Source organism: Nitratireductor sp. WH36-1 (genome assembly GCF_058725515.1).
In genome coordinates, this window is the sequence record NZ_JBZXDP010000002.1 from 46,386 (window position 1) to 64,331 (window position 17,946).

General features: G+C 62.0%; 16 protein-coding genes. 7 read left to right on the plus strand and 9 right to left on the minus strand.

Annotation, left to right across the window (positions count from 1 at the left end):
* Nucleotides 1-112: 112 nt before the first annotated feature.
* From AC4PTT_RS19390 to AC4PTT_RS19410, 5 genes are all read left to right on the plus strand, one after another.
* On the plus strand, nt 113-1,441 hold the full coding sequence (locus AC4PTT_RS19390) for an extracellular solute-binding protein (protein WP_113156934.1): 1,329 nt from the start codon (nt 113-115) through the stop codon (nt 1,439-1,441).
* A 98-nt stretch (nt 1,442-1,539) separates the two neighbouring features.
* The gene (locus AC4PTT_RS19395; RefSeq protein WP_113156933.1) at nt 1,540-2,424 is read left to right on the plus strand and encodes an ABC transporter permease subunit; all 885 of its coding nucleotides are present in this window, start codon (nt 1,540-1,542) and stop codon (nt 2,422-2,424) included.
* A 10-nt stretch (nt 2,425-2,434) separates the two neighbouring features.
* On the plus strand, nt 2,435-3,352 hold the full coding sequence (locus tag AC4PTT_RS19400; protein ID WP_113156932.1) for an ABC transporter permease subunit: 918 nt from the start codon (nt 2,435-2,437) through the stop codon (nt 3,350-3,352).
* 21 nt (nt 3,353-3,373) lie between these two features.
* Complete coding sequence (gene ugpC / locus AC4PTT_RS19405) at nt 3,374-4,543, plus strand: sn-glycerol-3-phosphate ABC transporter ATP-binding protein UgpC (protein WP_113156931.1); 1,170 nt, start codon at nt 3,374-3,376, stop codon at nt 4,541-4,543.
* Nucleotides 4,540-5,397 (plus strand): endonuclease/exonuclease/phosphatase family protein, encoded by an 858-nt coding sequence (locus AC4PTT_RS19410; protein ID WP_492162779.1) that lies wholly within the window; start codon nt 4,540-4,542, stop codon nt 5,395-5,397. The genes ugpC and AC4PTT_RS19410 overlap by 4 nt, the downstream gene beginning before the upstream one ends.
* 85 nt (nt 5,398-5,482) lie before the next feature.
* Here AC4PTT_RS19410 and AC4PTT_RS19415 read toward each other — a convergent pair whose 3' ends face one another.
* The 7 genes from AC4PTT_RS19415 to deoC all read right to left on the minus strand — a co-directional run bounded on the left by AC4PTT_RS19415 (nt 5,483) and on the right by deoC (nt 14,100).
* Complete coding sequence (locus AC4PTT_RS19415) at nt 5,483-6,229, minus strand: ABC transporter ATP-binding protein (RefSeq protein WP_492162780.1); 747 nt, start codon at nt 6,227-6,229, stop codon at nt 5,483-5,485.
* Nucleotides 6,226-7,032 (minus strand): ATP-binding cassette domain-containing protein, encoded by an 807-nt coding sequence (locus tag AC4PTT_RS19420; RefSeq protein ID WP_206553152.1) that lies wholly within the window; start codon nt 7,030-7,032, stop codon nt 6,226-6,228. Before AC4PTT_RS19420 ends, AC4PTT_RS19415 begins: the two co-directional genes overlap by 4 nt.
* Nucleotides 7,029-7,886 (minus strand): ABC transporter permease, encoded by an 858-nt coding sequence (locus AC4PTT_RS19425; protein ID WP_206548628.1) that lies wholly within the window; start codon nt 7,884-7,886, stop codon nt 7,029-7,031. Before AC4PTT_RS19425 ends, AC4PTT_RS19420 begins: the two co-directional genes overlap by 4 nt.
* Nucleotides 7,883-8,833 (minus strand): ABC transporter permease, encoded by a 951-nt coding sequence (locus AC4PTT_RS19430; RefSeq protein ID WP_224873332.1) that lies wholly within the window; start codon nt 8,831-8,833, stop codon nt 7,883-7,885. Before AC4PTT_RS19430 ends, AC4PTT_RS19425 begins: the two co-directional genes overlap by 4 nt.
* Before the next feature lie 147 nt (nt 8,834-8,980).
* Nucleotides 8,981-10,495, minus strand: coding sequence for an ABC transporter substrate-binding protein (locus tag AC4PTT_RS19435; RefSeq protein ID WP_492162781.1), 1,515 nt, complete (start codon nt 10,493-10,495; stop codon nt 8,981-8,983).
* A 237-nt stretch (nt 10,496-10,732) separates the two neighbouring features.
* Nucleotides 10,733-13,129, minus strand: a complete 2,397-nt coding sequence (locus AC4PTT_RS19440) for an aldehyde dehydrogenase family protein (protein ID WP_492162782.1) — start codon at nt 13,127-13,129, stop codon at nt 10,733-10,735.
* 11 nt (nt 13,130-13,140) lie between these two features.
* On the minus strand, nt 13,141-14,100 hold the full coding sequence (deoC, locus tag AC4PTT_RS19445; protein WP_206994510.1) for a deoxyribose-phosphate aldolase: 960 nt from the start codon (nt 14,098-14,100) through the stop codon (nt 13,141-13,143).
* A 78-nt stretch (nt 14,101-14,178) separates the two neighbouring features.
* On the opposite strand from deoC, the gene AC4PTT_RS19450 reads away from it, so the two are divergent.
* Complete coding sequence (locus AC4PTT_RS19450) at nt 14,179-14,841, plus strand: RNA polymerase sigma factor (RefSeq protein WP_261397744.1); 663 nt, start codon at nt 14,179-14,181, stop codon at nt 14,839-14,841.
* Nucleotides 14,838-15,563 (plus strand): hypothetical protein, encoded by a 726-nt coding sequence (locus AC4PTT_RS19455; RefSeq protein WP_492162783.1) that lies wholly within the window; start codon nt 14,838-14,840, stop codon nt 15,561-15,563. Before AC4PTT_RS19450 ends, AC4PTT_RS19455 begins: the two co-directional genes overlap by 4 nt.
* Before the next feature lie 48 nt (nt 15,564-15,611).
* Here the strand turns inward: AC4PTT_RS19455 and AC4PTT_RS19460 are convergent, their stop codons facing one another.
* Both AC4PTT_RS19460 and AC4PTT_RS19465 read right to left on the minus strand, forming a co-directional pair.
* The gene (locus AC4PTT_RS19460; protein ID WP_317088356.1) at nt 15,612-16,352 is read right to left on the minus strand and encodes a c-type cytochrome; all 741 of its coding nucleotides are present in this window, start codon (nt 16,350-16,352) and stop codon (nt 15,612-15,614) included.
* A gap of 90 nt (nt 16,353-16,442) precedes the next feature.
* The gene (locus tag AC4PTT_RS19465; RefSeq protein WP_206544847.1) at nt 16,443-17,741 is read right to left on the minus strand and encodes a sulfite oxidase; all 1,299 of its coding nucleotides are present in this window, start codon (nt 17,739-17,741) and stop codon (nt 16,443-16,445) included.
* Between the last annotated feature and the right edge of the window lie 205 nt (nt 17,742-17,946).

Sequence of the window (17,946 nt, forward strand, 5' to 3'; positions counted from 1 at the left end):
GCTTTCAAATAACCTTCATGATGCGGTCACCCAGCTGTCAAGGCGCGCCGATAGCCAAGGCGCGACCGGCAACGGAGCCGGCGACCGCTCCTTTCCCATGTGAGAGAAAAAGATGCAGAAGAAACTCATCGCAAGCACGCTCGCGCTTTTGGCTCTGACGACGTCAGCCATGGCCGAGAAGGTGAAATTTGAATACTGGTACGGCCTCACCGGTCAGCTTGGCGAACAGGTTCAGGCGACCTGCGACCGCTTCAACGCTTCCCAGGACAAGTATGAGATCAGCTGCGTCAGCCAGGGCGATTACGCCACGGCGCTGCAGAACACGATCGCCGCTTTCCGCGCCAAGAAGCACCCGACCATCGTGCAGGGCGTCGAGGTCTCCACGCCCGACCTGATGCTCTCCGGTCAGGTTTACCCGGCTTACAAGCTGATGGAAGACAACGGTTTCGAGATCGACTGGGATTCCTATTTCCCGGGCATCGCCAACTATTATGCGGATTCCGACGGTCGCCTCTGGTCCATGCCGTTCAACTCCTCCACGGCAATGATGTACTGGAACGTCGACGCCTACAAATCCATCGGCCGCGACGAAGCACCGAAGACCTGGGAAGAGTATGAGCAGGTTCTGCGCGAGCTGAAGGAAGCCGGCAACGCCTGCCCGTCGGGCTACGCACCGTCTTCGTGGGTCGATCTCGAGCAGTTCTCCATGGTTCATGGCGAGCCGATCGCGACCAAGAACAACGGTTATGACGGTCTCGACGCCGAAGTCGTGTTCAACAAGACGCTTCATGCCAAGCACATGAAGGACATCAAGCGCTGGATCGACGAGGGCCTTCTGGTCATCAAGACGCGCGAAACCGGCCTTTCCACCCGTGACGCCTTCGCCGCCGGCGAGTGCGCGCACTTCTTCGGCTCCATCGCCAGCCACCAGGCCGTGACCGAACAGGTCGACGAGGGCTTTGCATGGGACGTGGCCATGCTGCCGGTCTATGAAGGCACCGAGCGCAAGAACTCGGTCGTGGGCGGTGCATCGCTCTGGACGCTTTCCGGCAAGACCGAAGACCAGTATCGCGGCGCTGCCGAGTACTTCAAGTTCCTCGCCAAGCCGGAATCGGCAGAGTTCTGGAGCACGGTCACGGGCTACATCCCGGTGACGGATGAAGGCTTCGACTATCTGGTCGAAAAAGGCTTCTACAGCGAGCGCCCCTACAAGGGCCGCGACAAGGCGATTGAATCGCTCACCTACACGCCGGTCACCCCGCTGACCCGCGGCATCCGCCTCGGCAACTTCGTCCAGATCCGCGCCGAGTGGACCTCCCAGATGCAGGCTGTCCTGAGCGGTCAGAAGACCCCGCAGGAAGCTCTGGACGACGCCGTCGACCGCTCCAACAAGACGCTGCGCAAGTTCGAGCGCACCTATAACGGCAAGACGCTTCCCTGAAGCCGAACCGTCAACGCCTGCGCCACGGCTGCCTCCCGGCCGTGGCGCATTTCGTTGCCGTGTGACCTTCAGCGACCAACGCAACCCCCGGAACGTCCATGCAAAAGCGCGCTTATTTCAAGGCCAATTGGCTGGCCTATCTCTTCATTGCCCCCCAGTTGCTGATCATCTTCGTGTTCTTCTACTGGCCGGCATCCCAGGCCATGTACTGGGCCTTCACCCTCGAGCAGCCCTTTGGCGGCGGCAACCAGTGGGTCGGGCTCGACAATTTCCGCGCCGTCTTCTCCGACGAAACCTACTGGGCATCGATCTGGCGCAGCATCGTCTTTGCCGTGCTCTCGACCGGCCTCGCCATGTCCATGGCGCTCGTTCTGGCGCTCTTTGCCGACCGGCAGTTGCGCGGCTATCGCTTCTTCCGCGTCGGCATGATCTGGCCCTACGCCATCGCCGCCCCGGCAGCCGCACTCGCGTTCCGCTTTCTGTTCAATCCGCAGTCCGGCGTCTTCGCCTATCTGAACACGCTTTCTCCCGGCCTGTGGAACCCCGCGCTCTCCGGCGTTGACGCCATGACCGCGATCATCATCACGCAGGCCTGGAAGCAGGTCTCCTACTCCTTCATCTTCTTCCTCGCAGGCCTCCAGTCCATTCCGCGCTCGCTGATCGAGGCAGGCTCCATGGACGGTGCGCGCGTGATGCGCCGCATGCTCGACCTGCAGCTCCCGCTGCTCGCGCCGACCATCTTCTTCCTGCTGGTCATCAACATGACGGATTCCTTCACGGACTCCTTCGGCATCGTCGACATTCTCACCGAGGGCGGTCCCGCCCGCGCGACCGAGCTGATGGTCTACAAGATCTATGTCGATGGCTTCCAGGGGCTCGATTATTCGGGCGCTGCCGCGCAGTCGCTGGTACTGATGGCGCTCGTCATCCTCATGACCTTCTTCCAGTTCCGCTTCATCGAACGCCGCGTGCACTACACGTGAGGAGCCAGACATGATCGAACGCACCCCCCTCCTCAACATTGTCACCCACGCGGTCCTGATCTTCGGCGCGCTTCTGCTCGCCGTGCCGATCTGGCTGTCCTTCGTCGCCGCCACGCTGACGGTCGCCGAGGTGAACTCGCCCAATGTGCATTACCTGCCGGGCGGCGAGTTATGGAACAACCTCACCGCCGCCTGGACCCGCGCCGATTTCGGCGTGAAGTTCATGAACTCGATGATCGTCGCCATCGCGGTGGTGATCGGCAAGGTGGCGATCTCCGCCATCAGCGCCTTCTCCATCGTGTTCTTCAACTATCGCCTGCGCATGGTGTTCTTCTGGGTGATCTTCATCACCCTGATGCTGCCGCTGGAAGTGCGCATCGTGCCCACCTATGCAGTGGCTGCAAACGCGCTCTACCCGTTCCAGGCGATCCTCGACTTCACCGGCATCAGCTGGCTCATCGCGCAGTTTTCGGGCGTCGAACTCTCGCTCGAATGGAACATGCTGAATTCCTACACCGGCCTGATCCTGCCTCTGGTGGCAACGGCCACCGGCACGTTCCTCTACCGTCAGTTCTTCCTGACCATTCCCGATGAGCTGGTGGAAGCGGCCAAAATGGATGGCTCCGGCCCGTTCCGCTTCTTCTTCGAAGTGCTTCTGCCGCTTTCGCGCACCAACATCGCAGCACTTGCAACCATCATGTTCGTCTATGCGTGGAACCAGTATCTCTGGCCACTTCTGATCATTACCGACCGGGCGAACTACTCCACCGTGGTGATGGAACTGCGCCGCCTCATTCCCGGACCTGACGCCATTGCTGACTGGAATGTCGCCATGGCCGGAACGCTGATCGTGATGCTCCCGCCCCTGCTGGTCGTCATCCTGATGCAGCGCTGGTTCGTGCGCGGCCTCATCAGCACCGAAAAATAACCTCTCAGGAGAGATTGAATCATGGCCGATATCGATATTCGCAAGGTCGAGAAATTCTACGGAAAGAACCAGGTCGTGCACGGCGTCGACCTCAACATTCAGGATGGCGAGTTCATCGTCATTCTGGGCCCTTCAGGCTGCGGCAAGTCCACGCTTCTGCGCATGATTGCCGGGCTTGAAGAGATCAGCAATGGCGAGATCTCCATCGAAAACACGGTGGTGAACCAGCTCGAGCCGCGTGAGCGCGGCTGCGCGATGGTGTTCCAGAACTACGCGCTTTATCCGCACATGACCGTGGCGCAGAACATCGGCTACGCGCTGAAGGTCGGCGGCATGCGCAAGGCGGAGCGGATGCAGAAGGTGGAAGCCACGGCAAAGAGCCTCGGCCTCGACCAGCTGCTCGACCGCAAGCCGGCGCAGCTTTCGGGCGGTCAGCGCCAGCGCGTCGCCATGGGCCGGGCCATCGTGCGCGAGCCGAAAGTCTTCCTGTTCGACGAACCGCTTTCCAACCTCGACGCCAAGCTGCGCGTGCAGATGCGTCTTGAAATCCGTCGCCTCCATCGCACGCTCAAGGCAACTTCGGTTTTCGTGACCCATGATCAGGTGGAAGCCATGTCGCTTGCCGACCGTCTGGTGGTGATGAATGCAGGCCGGATCGAGCAGGTCGGCACGCCCGAAGAGGTCTATCACGCGCCGGCCAGCATCTATGTCGGCGGCTTCATCGGCTCTCCGGCCATGAACTTCCTGCCCTGCGGCGTGTCGGACTGCGGCACCTTCGCCGTGATCGACAACACCAGTTTCCGCCTGCCCGTGGACCCGGAAATCGGCCGGACCATTGCCGGCCAGTCGGTGATCGTCGGCCTGCGGCCGGAAGATCTGAAGATCGCGCCCGAAGCCAACGACCCGAACCTTCTGACCGTTGCATTCGACTTCTCCGAAGAACAGGGCAGCGGCCGGCTGATGCATGGCCGGCTCGCCGGTCGTGATTTCGTGCTGCACTCCGCCGGGCGTCATCACCCGGCGCCCGGCGCGCCCTGCTCGCTCGCCATCGGCGCAGAGAGCGTACACCTGTTCGACCCCACCACCGAGAAGCGAATCACGGTCGCGGGCGCGAAAACCGGCCAGACGGGCACCCTGCCCGCAGCCTTTCAGAAAACCAGCGACGTCACCGTTTCCGGAGCCATTCAATGAAACTCGTCAGCTACAACATCCAGTATTCCAAGGGTAAGGACGAGCAGTTCGACCTTGATCGCATTGTCTCGGAAGTCGAGGGTGCGGACCTGATCGCCCTGCAGGAAGTGGAAACCTACTTCCCGCGCACCGGGCTTGTGCATCAGGCGCAGGAAATCGGCGCGCGCCTGCCGGGCTATCACTGGGTCTATGGACCGGGCATCGACATCGACGCCTCCATCGTCGGCGATGACGGCACGGTTACCCAACGTCGCCGTCAGGTCGGCAACATGGTGCTCTCGCGCTGGCCGATCCTGTCGTCCATGAACCATCTTCTGCCCAAGATGGCGCTCACGAACCAGTATCACCAGCAGCGTGCACTGATCGAAACCGTGGTCGACACGGATATGGGGCCGCTGCGCTTCTGCTCCGTGCATTTCGATCACATTGGCCCGCAGACGCGGCTGCCGCAGGTGCATCAGGCGATGGACCTGCTCCTGAACGCCGCACATCGCGGCTCTGCCTGGGGCGGAAACATCGCTGGCGACTGGTACGAAATCCCGCCGCCGCCCGCGCCCGAGCGCACCATCGTGATGGGTGATTTCAACTTCACCTCCGACAGCGAGGAATACGCCCTCCTGATCGGTGACCGCGTCGAGAGGCACGGACGCCTCGTGCAGGATGGCGGTTTCACCGATGCATGGGTGGCAGCCGGCAATGACGAGGATGAAGGCGTGAGCTTTATCGGCTCGGGCGAGCGCATCGACCATTGCGTGGTGAGCAGTAGCATGGCCGGCAGCGTCAAGCGTGCCTGGATCGACATGGATGCACAGGGTTCTGACCACCAGCCGCTATGGGTTGAGATCGACCAATAAAGCATTTTGCAGTCAGGTGGCATCACCTGACGCCCGCAAAAATGCGTAAAAACAGATAGATAGAGCGTTTTTGGCGGGTGCCAGGTCAGGCCGGCATCCGCGGAACGCTCGCAAGCAGCTTCTGCGTATAGGGGTGCGCGGGGTTCGCCAGAATGTCGGCGGTCTTGCCGCTTTCGACGACACGCCCCTTCTGCAGAATGACGATCTCTTCGCAAAGGGCGGCGACAACCGCCAGATCATGCGAAACGAGCAGGATCGTCATGTCTGCCGACAGTGCTTTCAGAAGGTCGACGATGCGGGCGCGTGTCGACAGGTCGAGTGCGCTCACCGCCTCGTCGGCCAGAATGAGCTGCGGACGCGCCACGATGGCGCGCGCAATGGCAATGCGCTGACGCTGACCACCGGAAAATTCATGCGGATAGCGGTCGATGGCGTCTGCCGGCAGGCCGACATCGTGGATCGCCTTTTCAATCGCCTCCTGATGAGACCCCGGAATGCGCAGCGCCCGCAACGGTTCGGCGATGATCGACTGCACCTTCTGGCGCGGGTCGAGCGAGGAATAGGGATCCTGAAAGACAGCCTGAACCGCCTTGCGATAGTCCCGCATGAAGGCGCGGTTGCCGGGGTTGAGCTCGGTGTCGCCGAACTGAATGCGCCCGCTTGTGGGACGCGCCAGCCCAAGCAGCAGTTTCAGGATGGTGGACTTGCCGGAGCCGGATTCGCCCACCAGCCCCACATTCACGCCGGGGCGAAGGCTGAACGAAACATCGTGCAGAACCTGCTGTTTGCGCGAATAGCCAAAGGCAACATTGTCGAGTGAAATCAGGCTCATCGTGACGGTCCCAGCGCCTTGTCGAACGCGGTGGCCGCATCGACCAGCGAACGCGTATATTCGTGTTTCGGCGCATCGAACACGGCATGAACCTGCCCCTGCTCGATCACCTCGCCACGGCGCAGCACGATGACGTTTTCCGTCACCCGCGCCACCACCGGCAGATCGTGGCTGATGAAGAGAAGCGCCATGCCGTCCTCGCGCACCAGACCGGACAGGAGATCGAGAATCTCCACCTGCGTGGTGACGTCGAGCGCCGTGGTTGGTTCGTCCGCGATCAGCAGTTTCGGGCGACAGGCGAGCGCCATGGCAATGGCCACGCGCTGCCGCTGACCACCCGAAATCTCGTAAGGGTATGATTTCACGATCCGGTCGATGTCGGGAAGCGACACGCGCTCAAGCAGCGAACGCACCTCGCGCGCAACGGCTGCGCGGTCGACCGTTTCGCCTGCGCGGCGATGCCGGCGGATGACCGGTTCGGCAACCTGCCGGCCCACCTTCATCAGCGGATTGAGCGCGGTGAGCGGTTCCTGAAACACGGTTGCCGCCGCCGCGCCACGCAGGGCGATCATCGCGCTTTCGGAGGCTCCCACCACCTCGTGACCATCGAGTTTGATGGAGCCCTGAACCCGGAACCCACGCGGCAGGAGGCCGATGGTGGCGAGTGCGGTGAGCGACTTGCCGGAGCCGGATTCACCGATCAGGCCAAGCCGTTCGCCGGGCGCGATGGAGAAGGAGACGTTGGAAACCAGCGTCTGACCGCCGGTGCTGAGCGTCAGGCCGCGAATGTCGAGAAGGCTCATTGCCGGCCCCTCCGGGTCGGGTCGCCCGCTTCACGCAGACCATCAGCCAGAAGGTTCATGCCGATCACCAGCGTGACCAGCGCGATGCCCGGCGCAATGGCGCCGAAGGGCGCGGTGTAGACTGTGCCCTGCGCCTCCTGAAGGAGACGGCCCCACGAGGCGTTGGGCGGCGGTGCGCCAAGGCCGAGATAGGACAGCGATGCCTCTGCGATGACGGCGAGGCCGAACTGGAGCGCAAAGTTCACTGCCAGCATCGGCCAGATGTTGGGCAGGAGATGGCGGAAGACGATGCTCGGCCACGACGCTCCTGCCGTGCGCGCCGCGGTGATGTAATCCATCGACAGGATGCGCTTGGCGAGAATGCGGGTCAGCCGCGCGACAATGGCTGAGATGGCGATGCCCAGCGCCAGCGTGGCGGAGAACAGGCTCGCGCTTTCGGTTGCCGCCACCACAAGCATGGCCAGAAGCAGTGTCGGGAAGGCGATCAGAATGTCGAACGCCGCTGCCAGAATGTCATCCAGATAACGTGTGGCGAAGGCCGACAGAACGCCAAGCGTGACGCCGATTGTCGCCGCAATGGCCACCGCGCCGAAGCCGACGATCAGCGCGATGCGCGAGCCGATCATGATCTGCGTGAAGAGATCGCGGCCAAGCCTGTCCGTGCCCGCCCAGTGCGCCCAGGATGGCGCTTCCAGCCGTCCGCCGGTCATGCCCGTGGGATCGTAGGGCGTCCACACCAGCGTGAGGAGCGCCACCGTCACATGCATGCCGACGAGGAAAAGTCCGATGTTGAGGGTGAGCGACCGACGCGAAAGGCGCGGTCGGGCTGCTGCCGTTTCCACCTGTCCGCTCATGAGCGCGCTCCCCGGCTCTCACGCAGTCTCGGATCGACCAGCCGCTGCCCGAGATCGGCAAGGAAGCCGATCAGCAGAACGAGCAGGGTCGAGATGAAGAGAACGCCCTGAATGTTCGGATAATCGCGCTGCTCGATGGCAAGCAGCAGCATGGAGCCGAGACCCGGCAGGTTGAACACCCGCTCGACCACCACCGCGCCCAGAAGGGCGGTTGCAAGCTCAATGCCGAGGATCGACATGACCGGCACCGCGCCATTGCGGATGCCGTGGCGCACCAGCGCTTCGGAAAAACCGGAGCCGAGCGCGCGGGCCGTGCGCAGATAGTCGCTGCCCAGCACATCCTGCGTGGCGGAGCGCACATAGCGCAGAAGCGAGGCGGACATCACGATTGCGATGGTGAGGATCGGCAGAAACAGGGTCCGCAGCGCCTCGACCGGCGTATCCCAGCCACGCGGCGGAAAGCCGCCGGAGGGGAATAAGCGCAGATTGACGGCGAACAGCGTGACAAGAAGAATGCCAACCCAGAAAACGGGAATGGCGATACCGAGCTGCGAGACCACCGAGATGGCCGCGCCATACCAGCGGTCGGCCTTGACCGCCGAGAGGATGCCGAGCGGCACGGCGATCACAAGCGCCAGCAGGAACGACAGCACGGTCAGCGGCAGCGTGACGGCAAGCCGGTCCATGATTTCGGGCAGCACCGGCGTGCGGCTGACGAAGGACGTGCCGAGGTCGAAACGCACCAGGCTGGTGATGAACTGGAGGAATTGCTGGGCAAGCGGCAGATCGGAGCCGACCTGCCGCCGCGCGGCTGCAATCTGCGCCTCGTCGGCGCCCACGGAGATCAGCGAATTCGCCGGATCACCGGGCAGAAGCCTGAGCAGTATGAAAAGAACCACACAGGCCGCCAGAAGCGAGAAGAACAGAATGGCAAGCCGCCGGGCGATATAAACGAGGATCGGAGCCTCCCTCAGAGCAATTCCAGAAAAATCAGAACCGGTTTTTCCGTTCGGAACTGCAAAAGTCAAACGCCTTAACCGGCTCATCGTCACTTTCGCACGATGAACCGGCTTCGTAGCGGCTTGCCTTGGCGGCTATCGAGCCTGCTTGGCGATGTCGTATGCGAAGAACTGCGAGTTTAGGCCATTGACCGGATACCCGCTGACCGACGCGGTCGATACCACAATCTGCGGGTAAAGATAGAGCCATCCGCTGGCTGCATCCTCGGCGATGATGCGGTTTGCTTCCGTGAGCTTTTCATCGCGCTCTGCCTCGGAACCGCTCGCCTCTGCCGATGCGATCAGTTCCACCACCTGCGGGTTGTTATAGCCCCAGTAGAAGTTCGGATTGCCGTAGAACACGATGTCGCGGTGGTTCACGTGTTCCTGCAGCGTCGCCTGGAAATCATGCGCCTGGTAGATCTTCGTGTACCACTCATTGGCGGTGATGATGTTGATGTTCACCTTGATGCCGACCTTGGCCAGCTCATTCTGCAGGAACTGGGCGACGATCGGGTGCGGGTCGTAGTTCGGCGTATCAAGCGTGAAGGTGAAGCCATCCGCATAGCCGGCTTCGGCCAGCAGCGCCTTTGCGCTTTCCGGAGCGTAGGCGTCGACATCGTTCAAGTCGACATACCACGGGTCCGTCGGCGGTACGAAGGAGCCGATCAGCGTGCCGTATTCGCCCCAGATGGAGTTCAGCAGGCGCTTGCGGTCGATGGCGCGGGCCACGGCCTTGCGCACCTTCACATTGTCGAAGGGCGCGACGCGGTCGTTATAGGCGAGCACTTCCTTGGTGGTGGACTGACCATCCGTCACGACGAAGGACGGATTGTCCTGGAACTGCATCAGCGAATCCGGGCTCTGCACGCTGGTGATGATGTCCACCGCGCCGGTCAGAAGCGCATTGTTGAGGGCGGTCGCCTCCTTGAAATAGGAGAAGGTCACGCCGCCATTCTTCGGCTTCTCGCCCCAGTAGTTCTCGTAGGGCGACAGCGTGATGCTGGAACCGCGCCGCCAGTTGTCGAGCTTGTAGGGGCCGGTGCCGTCCTCGCCCGAGGTCAGGTCCTTGGCCGCATCGTTGACGATCCAGACATAGCTCAGATTGTAGGGCAGCGAGATGGAGCGCTCCTTGAGGGTGACGACAACGGTGTTGTCATCCTTCGCCTCAATGCTCTCAATGTTTGCCAGCGTGCGCTTGCGCGAGCTCTGCGAGCCCTCCGCCGTGACGCGCTCAATGCTGGATTTCACATCGGCTGCGGTCAGCGGATCGCCTGAATGGAACGTCACATCCGGCTGCAGCGTGAACGTGTAGGTGAGACCGTCCTCGCTCATCTCGAAACCGGAAGCGAGCTTTGCGACCACATCGCCGTCATCGGTGAGCTGGAACAGGCCCTCATAGACATTGCCGTTGAAGGCTTCGTTGATGCCCTGCCCGGCGCCCGCCGTGTTGTCGAGGTTCTGCGGCTCATAGAGCGAGCCGACGCGAATGACGGCAGACGGGTCCGCATTGTCCTGCGCCATGGCCCCGGTCGCGCCCCAGAGGGCAAAAGCCACCGTGATTGTCAGGCTGCGAAAGCCCAGACCCGTCTCTTTCAGCGATGCTGTCATCTTGCTTGTCCTTTGCACTTTCTAACCCGCGACGCCTGCTCCATCAAAGGTCGCCTCAAGGGCTGACCTTTGAGGATGGCATCGGAGTTTCCAGGCTAATCTAACCGGCAAATACAAAGACCGCGAGACAATTGAATCCTGCGGGGAGCAAATTGTGCGCATCGGACCGGCAAAATCACCGGTCCGATGGGAATATTTATCCGGCAAAGGGCGCTTTCGTAGAACGTGCAGTGCGAGTCACGCGCCGTAGGGAACCCAGATATTCTTCACCTGAACCGCGCGGCGCAGATAGTCGCGTCCGCGTCCCTGCCCGTCATCGAGCCAGTTCGGCATGCGGCCATTGTTGACCCAGGTCGATTTCAGGTTTCCGGCCGATGCCTTCTCGACCATGGCGCTGCCTTCCGCCGAGCCGAAATACCAGAGCGCAGCCACTTCATCGTGCTCGGCAAGTGTCTTCACCAGAAGATCGCGCTCGCCGGTGACAATGTTCACCACACCGCCCGGCACGTCGGACGTGTCCAGAACCTGATAGAAATCGCCGGCGATCAGCGGATGGCGCGCGGACGGCGCGACCACGACCCGGTTGCCCATGGCGATGGCCGGCAGCACCAGCGAAACCAGCGACAGAAGCGGCGCTTCGTCCGGGCATGCAATGCCCATCACGCCAAAGGGTTCGTTCATGGCAAGCGTTACATGGCGCGACTGGGTGGAGTGGACCGCCCCGTCGAACTTGTCGGCCTGCGCGGCGTAATAGAAGATGCGGCGCAGCGCCGTATCGAACTCTTCGGCCGCCTTCTTCGCGCTGATGCCCGTGCTCTCGCACAGAAGCGCTTCCATGCCTGCGCGCCGCGCCTCCAGGTTTTCGCCCAGATAGTAGAGCACCTGCGCGCGGTTGTGACCGGTCGCACCGCCCCAGCCGCCGGCCTTGGCCGCCGCCTCGACCGCGTTGCGGATGTCCTTGCGGTTGCCGATGCCGGCTTCACCGATCACGAGCCCGCCCTTGCCGGTCACGGCATAGCTGTGCCCGCCATCGGGTCGCGCCTGCTTGCCGCCGATATAATTCTTCATGGTGCGGTCGATGCCCTCGACCAGCACCTTGCCGTCGCCGACCGGCGAGGCCGATGGCACGAATGCCTCCTGCCCTTTGGGCGCTGCGAGGCCCTTCTCCCAATCGGCGGCGAGATATTCGTAAAGCCCCTCGCGCGCGCCCTCGCGGCCAAAACCGCTCTCGCGATAACCGCCAAACCCGGCGCCCGCATCCAGCATGTTGGTGCAGTTGATCCAGACAACGCCGGCCTTCACCCGTGCGGCGAGATCGAGCGCCACATTGATGTTTTCCGACCAGACGGAAGCGGCAAGCCCGTAACGGCTGTTGTTGGCGAGCGCCACGGCCTCGTCCGGCGTGCGGAAGGTCATGGAAGCGGCGATGGGCCCGAAGATTTCCACCTGACAGACGGTCGAGGCAGGCTCGACGTCGGTGAAGAAGCCGGGCGCGATGTAATTGCCCTTTTCGGGAAGCGGCGCGGGAGCCTGCCAGAGCGCGCCCCCCTCCTCGACGCCCTTCGCCACGAGTGCGGAAATCCGCTCCACCTGAACCGGCGACACGATTGCGCCCACATCCGTGGACTTGTCGAGCGGGTCGCCAACGCGCAGCGTCTCAAGACGCGCCTTCAGCTTGGCGTGAAAGCGCTCTGCAATGCCTTCCTGAACGAGCAGGCGCGACCCCGCGCAGCACACCTCGCCCTGGTTGAACCAGATCGCGTCCACCACGCCCTCGACTGCCGCATCGAGATCGGCGTCCTCGAACACGATGAAGGGCGATTTGCCGCCCAGCTCCAGCGACAGTTTCTTGCCGGAACCGGCAATCTGCTCGCGGATGACGCGGCCCACCTGCGTGGAGCCGGTGAAGGCCACCTTGTCGACGCCCTCATGGCCGCAAACGGCGGCGCCCGTCGCGCCGTCGCCCTGAACGATGTTGACCACACCGGCGGGCAATCCCACCTCATGGCAGATTTCCGCAAAGGCAATGGCCGTCAGCGGCGTCAGGTCGGCGGGCTTCAGCACCACCGTGTTGCCAGCGGCAAGCGCCGGCGCAATCTTCCAGGCGAGCATGAGCAGCGGGAAGTTCCACGGGATCACCTGCCCGCAGACGCCCACCGGCGAGAAGCCACGGAACTCGTCTTCCACCATCTCGGCCCAGCCCGCGTGATGATAGAAATGGCGGGCGACCAGCGGAATGTCGATGTCGCGCGTCTCGCGCACCGGCTTGCCATTGTCCATGGTCTCCAGAACGGCCAGGAAGCGCGAGCGCTTCTGCACATGGCGGGCAATGGCGTAGAGATATTTGGCGCGGGCGTGGCCGGAAAGCTTGGACCACTTGCCAAATGCCGCACGTGCAGCCTTCACTGCCGCATCCACGTCATCGGTCGTGCCGCAGGCGATCCGCGCCAGCTCCCCGCCATTGGCGGGATCGGAGACGGCGATTTCGCGCGCGCCCTTCGGCGTTACGAACCGGCCATCAATGTAATGACCGAAAGAGCGGCCATGGGCTTCAAGCCATTGGACGACATCGCCATTGGCTTCCGGAGAGGGGCCGTATTCCATGGTGCGCAGGATATCCTTGATGGAAGACATGTTTCGATTCCTCATGCGACCGCGTGACGGTTGGCGCTGGAATAGCGGCCGGTCACGAAGTGCTCCAATTGCCGTTCAATGTCGCCAAGCAACGAGCTTGCGCCGATGCGGAACAGGTCCGGCTCCAGCCAGCGATTGCCCAGCTCCTCTTTCATCAGCGTCAGCCAGGCCAGCGCATCCTTGGCGGTCTTGAGGCCGCCCGCCGGCTTGAAGCCGACAATCTGGCCCGAATATTCGCGATAATCGCGCAGCGCTCGCACCATGGTCAGGCTCACCGGCAGGGTGGCGTTCACGCCTTCCTTGCCGGTCGACGTCTTGATGAAGTCGGACCCCGCCTGCATGGCGACCATCGAGGCACGGTAGACATTGCTGAGCGTGCTCAGATCGCCGGTCGCCAGAATGGCCTTCATATGCGCCTCGCCACAGGCCTCGCGCATGGCGGCGATCTCGTCATAGAGCGCGCTCCAGTTCTGCGTGAGCACATATTCGCGGGTGATGACGATATCGATTTCGTGCGCGCCCTCTTCCACTGCATAGCGGATTTCCGCCAGACGCTGCGGCAGGGGCATGAGGCCGGCGGGAAAGCCCGTCGCCACGGAGGCCACCGGAATGTTGCTGCCTTCCAGCGCCTTCACCGCATGGCCAACCATGGTCGGATAAACGCAAACAGCGCCGGTGGTGATGCCGGCATCGGCGAGCCCCAGCGCTTCCAGAATGTCTTCGCGCACCGGACGCCGCGCCTTGGCGCAAAGCCGGCGCACGCGTCCCGGTGTGTCGTCGCCGGCAAGTGTCGTCAGGTCAATGCAGGTGATGGCCCGTACGAGCCATGCCGCCTGATAGGCTTTCTTGACCGAACGGCGCGCGGCAAGCGTGCCCGCCCGGCGCTCGGCCGCAGTGCGGTTGACGGACACATCCTCGAACCATTCAGGTCTCAGTTGCGTGCCGGTGTTTCGGGCGAGAGCGTCGGTCATTGCAGCGTCCGTGTGTTTCGTGCCCGCCCCGCGAAAGACGGGGCTGCCAGATGATATGTTACGATAGCAACATTATGTTTGGATCGTTTCATAATTTCAGCGAGCCTGTCAACCCGCATCGCCTTGCCTCGCACAAAGTACAAGGTTTACTTTGCAGGAAATGGGGCTCCGGCAGTAAAATTTCGCAGAAGACGAAAGCAGCAACGGAGCATTGGGGAACGCGACCGGCAGCACATGGCTCATCTTTCGCAGATCGAATTGCTTCTTCCGGAATTGCGCGCCTATGCGCGCTCGATCTGTGGCGCGGCGGAAAGCCCGGATGATCTGGTCCAGGATGCGGTGGAGCGCGCCCTGCGTCACGAAACACGGCCAGAGCGTATCGAGGAACTGCGGCCGTGGATGTTTCGCGTCATCCGCAACCTTCATTACGACGAATTGAGAAAAAGACGCGTGCGCCGTGAATATATCGCAGCGCACAAACGTCTTATGGATGAAAGCGACGGAACGAGCAGCGCAGGACGCGATGTTCTCGTTCGGCTCGCCTTTGAGAAACTGCCGCCCGAGACGCGGGAGGTTTTGTTTCTCATCGACATCATGGGCTTCAAATATGCGGAAGCGGCCGAGATCATGAATGTGCCCACGGGCACGGTGATGAGCCGCATCAGCCGGGCCCGGAAAGAGCTTTTGCGCCGCGTAAACGGCGACGATCAGGATGAAGAGCAGGTAAAGCAGACTCCATGAGCAAGGTAACGGAAGAGGACTTCATCAGGGTCAACGCATTCCACGATGGCGAGCTGGGAGAAGAGAGCGAGGCTTTCGCCCGCAGGCTGGAGGAAGAGCCGGCATTGCAGGCCGCTCTCGCTGAAATCCGCGACATGTCTGCCAGCCTGAAGGCGCTCAGGCCGGAGCCGGCGGCTCACCCCGCAGGCCAGAACGACAACAGGTTCTCCTGGCGCTGGTGGGCGAGCGCAGCGTTCGCCGGTTCTCTCGCCCTGACCCTTTTCATCGCTCTGCCGAAACAACCGGATACATCCGGGCCGGACACCGCGCTCGCCGTGCACGAGAGTTTTGCTGCGCAGACCTATGTGTCAAAAGACAAAACCTTCCGCACGGTCGCCGGCGAACGGTCCGAGGACTTCCCGGACCTCTCCGCCGCCAACCTCACACTCGTCGCGATCAGGGATTTGCCCTATGGCACTGCGGCCCACTTTGCCGGGCGTGAAGGCTGCCGGCTGACCGTCGTTGCAAGCAACAGCTCCATAGAGACCGAAACATCGCCCGGCCTGCAAAGCGCCCAATGGGACGTGCCGGATCGCTTCTACCGGATCTTTGCGACAGACATGGATGCGGGCAAGTTTTTAGCGATCACCGATTATCTGGAGCAGGCCACGCGCCGGATGGCGAAGCCTGAAACCGTGATCGCCCTGCAGGACGCGACCGCACGGGCCACGTCCTGCGGATAGGGGCAAAAATATTTCAGCCCCGCCGGAGCGGGGCTGAAATATGCGCCGTCAGTTCGGACGCGGGAAGTTCGGACGATCCTCATTGTAGTGGGCCGTCAGGTAATCGAGAATGATCGTGTGGTCGGGCTCGGCAATCTCGTCCATGCCCTGCTCATCGACCATCCATTTCAGCATCTTCTCCCAGCCCTCGCGGCTGAGCCCCTGCTGGGCGACGATCATTTCCGAATGGCAGGCGGTGCAGGTGTAGTAGGTTTCCTCGACACCGGCAGCGACTTTCAGCTTGCCGAAATCACCCTCGATGGTTTCTTCACCCTCGCCGGACACCTCGGCCTTCTTCACGTCTTCGGCGGTCTCATTCTCTTCCTCGGCCGCGCCGAACTGGAGCGGATTGTCCGAGAACGTGTTGAGATAGGCGATCAGGTCGACGCGGTCATCCTCGCTCTTGAGGCCGGCAAAGGCCATCTTGGTGCCCTTCACCTCGGTGCGGGGCTGAAGCAGATAGGCATCGAGACGCTCGACCGTCCATTCGCCGCCATAGTTTTTCATGCCCGTGGAATAGGCGTAGCCGGGCGCATCTGCGACCGGGCGACCGACGATGCCGTAAAGATTTGGGCCGACCTTGTTCCGGTCACCTTTTTCGATGGTGTGGCACGCCACGCAACGCTTGAACAGCGTCTCACCCTTTGAAACATCCGCTTCAGCAAGATCATCCTGCATATCCGCCATGGCGGGGGAAGCGACCAAAAGAGAAAGTCCGACAAGCCCCAGCCGAACAAAATTGAAGTTCATTATTCTTTTCTCCATGACAATCAGAACCGTGAAGCGGCGCTTAAGCCGCTTCACGTTATCATCCGTCTCAATGAAAACTCATGAACCGGATCAGCTTGCGCGTACGCCGACCCGGTGCATCGAGTTGTTCAGATAGCCCTTCGGGTTCCACGCGATAGCGAAAGGCTGCATGTCGCCTTCGCTGTCCGTCGCGCGCGCCCAGATCTCGTAATAGCCGGCCTGTGGCAGCGTCACCTTGGTGCGCCAGTTCTGCCATGCGCCGTCATTGACCGGATCATCCAGCTCGACCGTCTGCCAGGTCGTGCCGAAATCTATCGAGATATCAAGCTTGCTGATGGAGCGGTCGCCGGACCAGGCATGGCCGCGCACATCCGTTTCCATGCCGATATCCGTGCCATTGGCCGGGAAGGTGATGAGGGATTTCACCGGCATGCGCTCGATGATGACGAAATCCTCTTCGGGCACTTCCTGACCGGGAGCCACCGGATAGGCCGGCACACGATAGGATGTGCCCGTCATCTTGGGGCCGTCATGCACCTGATCACGCAGCTCGATGCGGGTCAGCCATTTCTGTGCGGTGGAGGCCGGCCAACCCGCAACCACGAGACGCAGCGGTGCGCCATTCATCGGGTGCAGCGCCTCGCCATTCATCTCGAAGGCAATCAGCACATTGTCGGTCAGAGCCTTTGCGATGGGCACGCCACGCGAAATGGGCAGCTTGTCCGGATCGCCCGAAAGGTGGCCATCGGCGCCGTAATGGGCGGTGTAGACCACATTCGACTGCACGCCTGCCTTCTCCAACACGTCCTTCAGGCGCACGCCGGTCCATTCCGAACAGGCCACTGCGCCATAGGTCCACTGGTTGCCGGAAGCCGGCGGATCGAAGAAGCCGCGTCCATTGCCGCCGCACTCAAGCGTTAGCTGCATGGTCACCACTTCGAACTGATCACGCAGATCGGCAATCGAGAGTTCAAGCGGATTGTCCACGAAACCATCAATGGTCAGCGTCCATGCATCGGCATCGACGTTTTCCGGCGGAACACCGTTGTTGCGGATGAAGTGACGGCTGATGGGGGTGACAGCGTCATCGAGAAGTTCGGCCGGTGTTTCGGCATTGACGGGACGGTCGTTGAGAAGCGTGAGACCATCCTTTCCGGCAAGCGCGTCGCCATCCTGCGCGAAGGCGGCGGGAACGAGCCCTGCCGGCATGTTGCGATGGAACGGAATGGAAGCGCCCACCATCGCGGCCATGGTTGCAAGCCCGGTGTTCTTCAGGAAACCGCGGCGACCGGCGTTGACGATGCCCTCGGTGGATGCGTCCGCAGGTCCGGCATCTGCGCCGGATGCCGCCTCATTGCGGGTTTGTTTCGGTTCGGCGGTGCGCGTCATTTCATTCCTCCCTGTGCGCTGGCGGTTAAGCTGGCTCGCCGCATTCAAAATGCGGCTGTCGTGGGAGAGACGTGCGGGGAGAGAAAATTATTCCATCCTTTTGATTTTATTTTGAGACCGCACAATGGCGCTCTTAACGCATTACTTAAGAAATCCGTGTCCAATTCGCCTCAGACGCGACCAGTTTCAGTTCACACGCTCAACA